We start from the raw sequence: 10,396 nt of genomic DNA, 5'->3' as shown, positions 1-10,396 counted from the left end.
GTTCGGCGTGCGACCAAGACGCAGATGCCATCAGGCCGATGGCGCCAATAACCGACAACAGTATTCGTTTCATTTGAGGGCTCCTTATCGAGCGGCGTTGAAGCTTCGCCCCGGCAGATTCGCTGTGCTTCGAGTTCGGAAGAGGCGCCAGAAAGCGGCACGTTTTTGCACAAGCCGTACTAGGCGGCCCGAATGAAGACGATCTGACAAGTTAGGATCAAGTGAGCCACTTGTACCTGACTCTCGCCGACAACGTTTCGGTATACCGCTGATATGTGTCGACGGACGGGTCGCTTGCGGGAATCAGCGGCGCGTCACGGTCCGGCCAACGTCCGAAACGACTGCTCGCTTCATTCGCTACCGCGAGCCTGACTGAGCCTCAGGCTCACTGTTCAGGCATGAAGAGGGCCTCGAAGCCTCATGCACGTTACGGCCTCGTCATGACGCACGTTCCCGCGACCGTTGTCGTGCCGGGCCGTTTGGTGGCCGAAACAGTTGACGACGCAACCTACTTCTCAACCTTTTCCGTTGATGCGGTGGTGTTCAAAATGAAGTTATTCGAATTTGACGGCCAGTTCCATGAATTGCGGCAATAATCGCATTCTCGACCAGACAATCGGCTGACCATCCATGTCGACATTGATATTCGTGAAGATTGTGACCGGTTGACCGCGGGGTCTGCCAAAAAGCTTTGCATCAGCGCTTGAGAGGGCGGCGGAGGTAATCCTGGTTTCGAGCCGCCGGTAATGCGCGACGCCATATTGCTTCCAGCCGGCGGTGAAACTGCCGCTCTCCCGGACAAAATCTTCTATTCCCTCAAAACGCGGGAGAGGAAAGTAGCTTGAGGTCGCGTCTATTATTGCGTCGTCCACGACGGTAACGGTGTCAATTCGTTGGGCGAAGTGATGAAGCGTCAAACGTAGATTTCTGGCAAGGTCCTTATCCAGGCGTACACGATCCGAACCGACATATCGTCGCTCTCCGACACGATGCATACTCTCGAGTGTCGCAGTCAACCGCGATGTTGCCCCAACGGGATATACGATTAGGCGTTCCTTGACGAAGGCGCCTTTGCCTTGTTCAACCCTGACGATGTTGCGCTCACGGAGGACCGACAGGGCGCGGCGAACCGTGTTTCTGTGCACGTCGAAACGAGTTGCAAGCTCGAACTCGCTCGGCAGTCGTGCACTCGGCGGCCATTTGCCCTCTTGGATTTCAGATTCGAGCGCGCGCGCGACCATCCGCCAGAGTGTGGTGGCTCCGCGTCGTTCCGACAAACTGGGGCGATATGACGGTTCCATCGGTCGACTTCCGCTATTCGATACACGCCTCATAGCGTATGAGGTCCGATCCGGGTGTTACGTTGTAGGTACAAGTTGGATAGGTGTCCACGCATTGTCATCACTTCGTCTCCTGGCGGGGCGTCGTCGCTGTTAAAGCCGCTTCAGTTGATGAAGAGAGCAGGGTTCCATCCCGTGACAGTTATTGAGGCTTCGCCTGGCCTGGGTTGCCTAAATGAAAGCGGACATTCTGAAACAATATTGGCAAACGCCAGGATAGTCACGAGTTCGGAATGCTTTAGCGGAACCGTCAGGATTAAGAACGGCTTGATTGCTGACATCTGCCATGGCACGACGGCGGCCGCCAACGCGGCGGATCTCGGCGCTGACTTCCTGATCCCCGGAATTTTGGATGTTCACACTGACCATCTGGAAAAGCACGTCCTGCCCCGGCCGGGGATGATGTGGAATCCGACGAGTTCGGCAATCGCCTATGATGCTCAGATCATTTCCGCCGGCACGACGACCGTCTTCGACTCCCTGACCGTGGGCGCGGGCACGGGCGCGAGCCCGGAACGGGAGCGACTCTTGCCGGCCATGCTTGAAGGAATTCAGCAAGCACGAGCGCATCAGGCGCTGAGGGCCGACCATTTCCTCCACCTCCGATGTGACGCGGAGGATCCGAGCCTCATCGACACCGTTCCGCAATACCTTGATCGCCCGGATGTTCGCTTTGTGACGATCATGGATGACGGGCCACACCGCAATCTCGAACGGTTCCGCCGCATTCACACCTATAAGGGCCGAAGCGCAGCCGAGATCGAAAACATGATCACGGCCAAGAATTCGTCTTCAGATCGCAACCAATTCAACAGGACGCGGCTTCTTGAAATGTGCCGGGAGCGCAAGATCGCTTGTGCAAGTCACGACGACACGACCGCGGCCCACATAGAGGAAGCCGTCGTGGCTGGGTCAAACATTGCAGAGTTTCCCATTTCCCTGGAAGCTGCGCGGGCGGCACGGGCCGCGGGTATGACAGCCATCGTAGGCGGCCCGAACATCGTCGCGGGACGATCGCACATTGGCAATGTTTCCGTGCGCGAACTCGCCGAGCGACTTTATCCCGGCGAGCCTTCTGCGAGCGATTTGGTATCTTCCAACAATACCCAACGGACCATCGCTTCCCGAAGCGGTCGCCATGGGGACTCTCAATCCAGCGAGAACCTTTGGTTTTTCCGACCGAGGCGAAATCACAATCGGCAAACGCGCCGATCTCGTACGGGTCGCGGACATCGACGGTCCGATCGTCCGTTCGGTTTGGCTTCGCGGCAGGCGGAAACTCTGAAGCGCATGCCTGTCACGGATAATCACGATTGGAGGCATCAATGAACCGCAGCCGCGAAGCATGGATGACGACGTTCGCCAAAGCGCCGCTCGCCGAAGTCGAACGTCATTGGGCAACGATCCCCCCTCCCAATTTCGAATGGATTCGTCGTCCTGAAGTGGGAATGATCATGCTCAGGGGCCGGATTGCGAAAGGGCATGCACCGTTCAATGTCGGCGAGGCAACGATCACGAGATGCACGGTGCAGATCGAGAGCGGGGAAATCGGCGTCGCCTATGTGCTGGGAAGAAGCAAACGGCATGCAGCGTTAGCGGCGCTGCTCGATGCGCTGATGCAGAGGGAACCAGCGAACGAGGGCTCGACTGTCACGTCAATCGTGGACGCCCTCGATGAAGGCATTCGGGAAGCGGAAAACCGGGTCAAACGTGAGACTTATTCCAGCAAGGTCGATTTCTTCATGTACGGACAGGGGGGCTGAGCCCGAATGACCATGCGATCCTTGGCACGACAATTCGAAGACCCCATCCATGACGCTCAACTGGCATTTCGGCAGCTTCTGACGGCTCTTTCTCGCCCAGGGACATCAGTGTCACTCCGTCAGCCGATAGGATCTCCCCACCCGCTTAACGGTACGATGGCGGCGATTGCCTTGACCCTTGTCGACGGCGACTGCCCCTCTTGGTTGAGCCGGTCGATCGCGACTGACGACGTGCGCAGCTACCTCCATCTTCATACGAACGCCCTGCTGACAGCCGAGCCGGATACCGCGAGCCTGGCCTTTGTCGGGGATGCCGCGGAATTTCTCCCGTTCTCGTGCTTCAACGTGGGAGAGGCCTCGTCGCCGGACAAGGCCACAACGGTCGTCGTCCGCCTACCGTCGCTGTCGGACGGCCCGACGGTAATCCTCGGTGGGCCGGGGATCGAGACCACCGTGGCAATCGCCCCGGCCGGTCTGCCCGACTGGTTTTGGCCGGAGTGGAAAACGAACACGGCCAGATATCCGCTTGGCGTGGACGTCTTCCTGGTTGATGACTCGCAGCTCATCGGCCTTCCCAGATCAACAAAGGCTGAATGGCGATGATGATAACCTCCATCAAGGGCGGTGAGGCAGCGATTGCCGAGTCCCATAAGCTCGTAGCGAAACGCCGGCGCGGCGATACGACGATCGCTGAACTCACCGTCGAACAGATTGGCCAGCAGATGTCCCTGGCCGTTGATCGGGTCATGAGCGAAGGTTCGCTCTACGATACGCTTCTCGCGGCGCTGGCGCTCAAGCAGTCCGAAGGTGACCTGCTGGAAGCGATCGCCCTCGTCAGATCGTTCCGGACCACGCTGAACCGCTTCGGCTATGCCGAACCGGTTGACACCGGAAAAATGTTAGTGCGCAGAAGGATCGCCACGACACACAAGGACGTTCCAGGCGGCCAGTTCCTCGGGGCCACCTATGACTACACCCATCGTATCCTGGACTTCTCCCTTCTGAACGGGTCAAGCGAAGCACCTTCCACTCGCCTTTTGAGCGCCCAAGAGGAACTTTCCAGTCTGAGAAAGTTGGATGAGGAGGGCGGCATCCTGGCGAGATCCGATGTTATTGAAGGCGTCGATGGGATCGCTCCTGGGTACGTCAATGATGTAACGAGGGAACCGATCGCCTTTCCGTCAAAGAGAGACGAACGTCTGCAGACCTTGAGTCGTGGTGACGAAGGGTTTCTCGTAGCACTCTGCTATTCGAGCATGCGCGGGTACGGAGGAAACCACCCCTTTGTAGCGGAACTGCGTTACGGCGATGCGGAAGTGTTTTTCGATGTGCCTGAAATCGGCTTGACCGTCGGCGTAGGTACCGTGCGCCTATCGGAATGCCAAACCATCCATTTGACACCCGGCGACGGGTCACGCGTTCCGCAGTTCACGCGAGGCTATGGGCTGGTGCTGGGTCAGGGGGAGCGGAAGGCGATCGCAATGGCCGTTCTCGACCGCTCCCTGCGAGCGGACGAGTTCGGCCAAGACGCCGAATATCCGGCTCAGAACCAGGAGTTCGTACTGTCTCATTGCGACAGCGTCGCAAGCTCTGGTTCCGTCCAGCATCTGAAACTTCCGCATTACGTCGATTTTCAAGCCACCATGCAACTGCTCGAGCAGATGCGAGAGGAACACACAAACCGGCAGCCGCAAGTCGTTGTGCAACGCGATATGATCGAGGAGAGCCAAATTGCAGACTGAAATCATGCTCGATGAAGACGACGGCTACAATTACGCCTATCTTGACGAAACGTCCAAGCGGATGATCCGACGCGCGATTCTGAAAGCAGTTGCCGTTCCCGGATACCAGGTGCCCTTCGGCAGCCGTGAGATGCCGCTGCCGCCGGGTTGGGGAACCGGCGGGATGCAGGTCACCGCCAGCATCATCGGATCAAATGATCGGCTTAAAGTGATCGATCAGGGGGCCGACGACACTGCGAATGCCGTGTCGATCCGCAAATTCTTCAAACAGGTTTCCGACGTCGCCACGACAGAGCGGACAGCAGAGGCCACCGTCATTCAGACGCGACATCGAATTCCGGAAGCCCCCCTCACCGAAGACCAGATCATCGTTTTTCAGGTGCCGAATCCCGAACCGCTCCGGCGGCTGGTGGCTCAGGAAGCCCTGACAAAGAAAATGCATTCCTTCGCGCGTTACGGAGCCATCTACGTACAACTCTACGAGGACATTTCTCGCCATGGGGGAGTGTCGATCGTCACTGACTATCCGGTGATGGTCAATGGTCGCTACCTGGCCTCCCCTTCACCGATACCGAAATTCGATAATCCAAAGCTCAATCGAAGCCGCGCTCTGGCGCTATTCGGCGCAGGACGCGAGCGAAGAATCCATGCCATCCCGCCTTTCACGGATGTGAAGAGCCTGGATTTCGCGGACCATCCATTCACCGTCCAGCGGTGGAATGAGTGCTGCTCGCTCTGCGAAGCTGCGGACAGTTACCTCGACGAGGTTTTGCTGGATGACAACGGCACACGCGCGTTTGTCTGTTCTGACACGTCATATTGCACGGACAGGCGCGAGAGTAATTAGCCATGAAACCGTCATCGATGCAGGTCCTTCAGGCAGACTCTGTCCGCAAGGACTACGGAGCCATGTCGGCGTGCTACGACGTCTCGTTGTCGCTCCGCAGAGGGGAGGTGCTTGGCATCGTCGGAGAGAGCGGCTCAGGGAAATCGACCCTTCTAAAGTGTTTGGCCGGCGCTGTCCGACCGACATCCGGTACCATCCAAATTTCTAAAGAGGGCGCGATGGTCGATCTGTGGGACATGGACGAGGCGCTGCGGGAGCAGTTTCTCCCGACTGCAATTTCGCTCATCCATCAGAACCCGAGAGACGGGATCCGGCTCAACGTCAGCGCCGGCGGCAACATCGCGGAACCATTGCTGGTAAATGGCGAACGATACTACGGCGCCCTGCGCGACACCTCCCTGAAATGGCTGGAAAGGGTTAACATCGATGCCAACCGCATCGAAGACCTGCCCCGGACATTCTCTGGCGGAATGCAGCAGCGTCTCCAGATCGCTCGAGGACTGGCTACCCATCCGCGCCTGGTCTTGATGGATGAACCAACCGGTGGCCTCGACGTCTCCGTGCAAGCGAAGCTCCTGGACCTCATTCGCAAGCTCGTACGCGAACTGGGCATTGCCGCGATTATCGTGACGCACGACATCGGTGTGGCGCGACTTCTCGCGGATCGCCTGATGGTCATGCAAGGGGGCCGGGTGATCGAGGAAGGGCTGACCGACCAGGTACTCGACGATCCCCATCATCCTTACACGCAGCTCCTCGTCTCGTCCGTTCTGCAAGCCTGAAAGATGCAAGCCTGAAAGGAGAACCTAATGGCGACACTCATCAGCGCGCGCAGGTTGTCGAAGACCTTCACCCTTCATACCCAAGGCGGCACAGTGCTTCCGGTGTTCTCCGATATCTCCCTGGATGTTGCAGCAGGAGAATGCGTTTGCCTGCATGGCCCGTCCGGTGCCGGCAAGTCGACGCTTCTGCGCTCACTCTACGCCAACTACAAGCTCGATTCCGGCGAAATCGTCCTCCACTGCAACGGAGAATCAATCGATTTGGCCAAGGCAGAGCCTTGGGAAGTCATCGAACTAAGGCGGTGCATCGTGGGATACGTTAGTCAGTTCCTGCGGGTTATCCCGCGAGTACCCACCCTGGATGTTGTCGCCGAGCCGGCAATCGCGATCGGAGTGGACGTTGAAGAGGCTAGAAACAAAGCCGCTGGCCTCCTGACCCGCCTGCGCATTCCAGAACGCCTCTGGTCTCTCGCTCCAGCTACCTTCTCTGGGGGAGAGCAGCAGCGGGTCAACATCGCTCGCGGTTTCGTCGTAGACTACCCGATCTTTCTGCTGGACGAGCCGACAGCATCGCTTGACGCCGTAAACCGGTCGACTGTCATCGCGCTGATCAGCGAGGCCAAGGCGCGCGGCTCCGCCGTGGTGGGGATTTTCCACGACGAGGAAGTCCGGAATGCCGTTGCCGACAGGCTGTTCGAGGTTGGAAAGGCTTCGGAGAACGACGCCCTGCCTCAGTGGACAGTGCGGAAGGTCGCTGTCTGACGCGTTATGACCTTGACCAATCGCGTCCCGGAAGAACGGCGGACAGTAATGAGGCTTGCCTTGATTCGATCTTCCAGTCGGACTTGTCCGAAGACTATCACATTTTGTCGTCCAGTCTGAGTTCGCGCTGAAGAACGGCGTGATCTCAAGGCCACGGTCTGAAGTCCATGTGTTGCGTAGCCGGCTCGTCTTTATCGTCGGTCCCGGTGGCGTGGGGAAGAACATTCTGATCGACTATGAGCGCGACCGACTTCGGGCCGATCCGCGTTCACTTCGTAAGCCGGATCATCAGCCGGGGCGTCGACCGGGTCGAGTTCTCCCCAACGTGCTCTCGAAGGTCGTTTCGCCTTTCACCTGGCACACGCATGGTCTCTCATGTGGCATCTGTTCCGAATCGACAGCTGGCCGGGTACGCGGCAATGTCGTGGTGGCCAAGTGCTCGCGCGCCGTTCTGTTCGACGTGCTGCGGCGCCAACCGCACTGCTCGAAGTCAACTCACAGATATTGGCGAAGCGGTCGAACGCGGACGCCAAAGCCGGAAAGTGTGCGGCCGAGGCGACGACTCGGCCGGGTTTGTAGGGTGCACGACACGTGCTGTCCGGTAAGCCTCCAGCGCTTCTGCCATCATTCAAGTCCTTGAACAACAATCGAGAAACGCTTTTCTGGGGCTTCCCGGCGGAGCTGGCACGATACTTGATGCCTCCTAAAAGGAGGGCAGGAGCTGCCGAGCGGATGCGTCTCATCACCTGAACCCTTCCCGTCAACAACAGAGGACAGGCATATGTGCGGCATCTGTGGATGGATTGACTTCGATCATGACCTAAGAGCTCCCGATGCGCGAAGGGAGCTTGCCAATATGACGGCCACCATGACCTGCCGCGGCCCGGACGACCAGGGGACTTGGGTCGACGGATCTGCGGCCCTGGGACACCGCCGCCTGGCAATCATAGACATCGAGGGGGGCCACCAGCCGATGGCGATCAAGGAGGAAGGCCGATCCACGTTGGTCCTCGTCTACAGCGGCGAAACTTACAACTACCGCGAGCTGCGTCAACGGCTGGCCGCCCTAGGTCATCGCTTCGACACGAGCAGTGACACCGAGGTGGTACTGCATGCCCACCTCGAGTGGGGCGACTGCGACCCCAACAACGCCGTGCGCGAACTCAACGGGATGTTTGCCTACGCACTCTGGGACACCGCCAAGCGCGAACTGCTTCTTGTGCGTGACCGGCTTGGGATCAAACCGCTTTACTACTACCCCACGGAGCACGGAGTGCTGTTCGGCTCCGAGCCTAAGGCGATCCTCGCCAATGGTCTCGCGGAACGGGTCATGGACGCCGACGGGCTTCGTCGCGCCCTATGCTCCATCCCCGACCCGGACGGCACCGTGTACCATGGCATGCATGAGGTACGGCCCGGCAATATTGTCCGCGTGACCCGCGACGGCATCAGGCAGATGACCTATTGGCAGCTCACCGACAGCGGTCATACCGACGACGTGCCTACCACTGTCCGGCGCGTCCGCGAGCTTCTTGACGACACGATCAAGCGGCAGCTCATCGCTGACGTGCCGCTAGGCACGCTGTTGTCGGGCGGGCTTGACTCCTCGGCTTTGACAGCACTGGCCGCGCACTTTCACGGCGAACGGATTCGGTCCTTTGCCCTCGACTTCGTCGGCTACACCGAGAACTTTACCGCCTACCCGAGGCACGCCACACCCGACGGCCCATACGTGCAGGAGGTCGCGAAACACGTTGGGACCGACCATTTGGACATCACTTTGTCCGCACACGAACTCATGGAGCCTGACGTGCGGGCCGCCACCCTCCATGCTCGCGACCTGCCGTTCACTTTGGGCGACAAAGACAGCTCGCTCTATCTGCTGTTCCGGGCGATCCGGCAACACGCGACGTTGGTCCTGTCCGGGGAGTCGGCCGACGAGGTTTTCGGCGGCTACTCGTACTTCCACGATCCCGCTCGCGTTCAGGCCGACACGTTTCCCTGGTTGGACGTCGATACCGGCTGGCAGTACCTAAATCCCGACCTGCTCGAGAAACTTGACCTCCCCGGCTACCTCGACGAGCAGTACCGCAGGGCACTTGCGGAAGTACCCGCGCTGAGCGGGCCGACCTCGGCCAATCCGCACGAACGTCGCATGAGAGAGCTCTGCTACCTCGCTCTCACGCGCTTCCTGCCGAAGCTGCTCGACCGCAAGGACCGAATGAGCATGGCGTTGGGTGTGGAGGTGCGGGTCCCCTACTGCGACCACCGCCTCGTTGAGTACGTGTTCGGCTGCCCATGGTCGCACAAGACCTTCGACAAGCGAGAGAAGAGCCTCCTACGGGCCGCCACCGCGGACCTGCTACCGCAGTCGGTGGTCCAGCGCGTCAAGAGCGGGTATCCGGCTATCCGGGATCCGATCTACGACAGAATGCTGCGCGACCGGTTCACCGAGCTCCTGAATGACCGTACTGCGGCAGTGGCACCACTGCTCTCCGTCGATGGCTCCCGCACGTTGCTCGACAGTACCGACAACATCAGGTGGGTGGACCATATCCTAACCCTCAACGATTTCCTGACCGACTACAATGTAAGCCTTAAGGTCTGAGCCAACGGAATACGTGGCGCTGGTCGGCCGCGAGCCGCGTCTGGCCCAATGCCGTACAATTTCTCCTGGCCGATCGTTGGTTCGTCCTTTCATGAGGATTTAAATTAGTGGCCTGCCGGTTTTTCGGACACGAGGTTAAGCTAACATAGCTTGTTCCTCGAACTCCACGGGGCTCAGATAGTCCAACGTAGAGTGCCTCCGCCGAGGGTTGTAGAAGCGTTCGATGTAGTCGAACACATCCGCCCTGGCGGCATCTCTCGTCCTATAGACCTTGCGGGCTGTTCGCTCGGTTTTCAGCGACGAAAAGAAGCTCTCCATGGCTGCATTGTCCCAGACATTGCCCGACCGGCTCATCGAACACGTGATCCCGTGGTCGGCCATCGGGCGCTGGAACTACTCGCTCGTATATTGGGCGGATTCAAGCGGTCGTCGCAACACCTGAACGAAGGAGGTTGCAATGGGCATTGGAAAGCTATAGATGGGGTATTCGGCTTGTGCCCCATCCTTGATGAAGAGGGCATAGTAGGTGCTGCGCTTCGAGCTGATGATAGA

Annotated in this window: 9 protein-coding genes and 1 pseudogene; 8 read left to right on the top strand and 2 right to left on the bottom strand. The window is 59.0% G+C overall.

Going from position 1 to position 10,396, the window contains the following annotated elements; all coding sequences use genetic code 11:
• Positions 1–554: 554 nt before the first annotated feature.
• Entirely contained in the window at positions 555–1,301 is a 747-nt protein-coding gene (phnF, locus tag ACWGS9_RS33060; RefSeq protein WP_454509169.1) for a phosphonate metabolism transcriptional regulator PhnF, read from the bottom strand.
• A gap of 150 nt (positions 1,302–1,451) precedes the next feature.
• On the opposite strand from phnF, the gene ACWGS9_RS33055 reads away from it, so the two are divergent.
• The 8 genes from ACWGS9_RS33055 to asnB all read left to right on the top strand — a co-directional run bounded on the left by ACWGS9_RS33055 (position 1,452) and on the right by asnB (position 9,844).
• Entirely contained in the window at positions 1,452–2,669 is a 1,218-nt protein-coding gene (locus tag ACWGS9_RS33055; RefSeq protein WP_454509172.1) for an alpha-D-ribose 1-methylphosphonate 5-triphosphate diphosphatase, read from the top strand.
• On the top strand, positions 2,666–3,103 hold the full coding sequence (phnG, locus tag ACWGS9_RS33050; RefSeq protein WP_454509168.1) for a phosphonate C-P lyase system protein PhnG: 438 nt from the start codon (positions 2,666–2,668) through the stop codon (positions 3,101–3,103). Before ACWGS9_RS33055 ends, phnG begins: the two co-directional genes overlap by 4 nt.
• A gap of 6 nt (positions 3,104–3,109) precedes the next feature.
• Positions 3,110–3,706: a phosphonate C-P lyase system protein PhnH gene (gene phnH / locus ACWGS9_RS33045; RefSeq protein WP_454509167.1), complete on the top strand. Its 597-nt coding sequence runs from the start codon at positions 3,110–3,112 to the stop codon at positions 3,704–3,706.
• On the top strand, positions 3,706–4,845 hold the full coding sequence (locus tag ACWGS9_RS33040; protein ID WP_454509171.1) for a carbon-phosphorus lyase complex subunit: 1,140 nt from the start codon (positions 3,706–3,708) through the stop codon (positions 4,843–4,845). Before phnH ends, ACWGS9_RS33040 begins: the two co-directional genes overlap by 1 nt.
• Before the next feature lie 4 nt (positions 4,846–4,849).
• Positions 4,850–5,692: an alpha-D-ribose 1-methylphosphonate 5-phosphate C-P-lyase PhnJ gene (locus ACWGS9_RS33035; RefSeq protein ID WP_454509170.1), complete on the top strand. Its 843-nt coding sequence runs from the start codon at positions 4,850–4,852 to the stop codon at positions 5,690–5,692.
• Between the two features lie 2 nt (positions 5,693–5,694).
• Complete coding sequence (gene phnK, locus ACWGS9_RS33030) at positions 5,695–6,474, top strand: phosphonate C-P lyase system protein PhnK (protein WP_454509166.1); 780 nt, start codon at positions 5,695–5,697, stop codon at positions 6,472–6,474.
• Between the two features lie 27 nt (positions 6,475–6,501).
• A complete protein-coding gene (phnL, locus tag ACWGS9_RS33025) occupies positions 6,502–7,236 on the top strand; it encodes a phosphonate C-P lyase system protein PhnL (protein WP_454509165.1) in 735 nt (244 codons plus the stop codon).
• Positions 7,237–8,017: 781 nt separating this feature from the next.
• Positions 8,018–9,844 (top strand): asparagine synthase (glutamine-hydrolyzing), encoded by a 1,827-nt coding sequence (gene asnB, locus ACWGS9_RS33020; protein WP_454509164.1) that lies wholly within the window; start codon positions 8,018–8,020, stop codon positions 9,842–9,844.
• A 135-nt stretch (positions 9,845–9,979) separates the two neighbouring features.
• On the opposite strand, the pseudogene ACWGS9_RS33015 reads toward asnB, so the two are convergent.
• Positions 9,980–10,264, bottom strand: a pseudogene (locus ACWGS9_RS33015) (IS3 family transposase); the annotation flags it as partial.
• Positions 10,265–10,396 lie beyond the last annotated feature (132 nt).

Source organism: Mesorhizobium sp. Arg314 (assembly GCF_053714275.1).
This window is presented reverse-complemented; position numbering and strand designations above follow the sequence as displayed.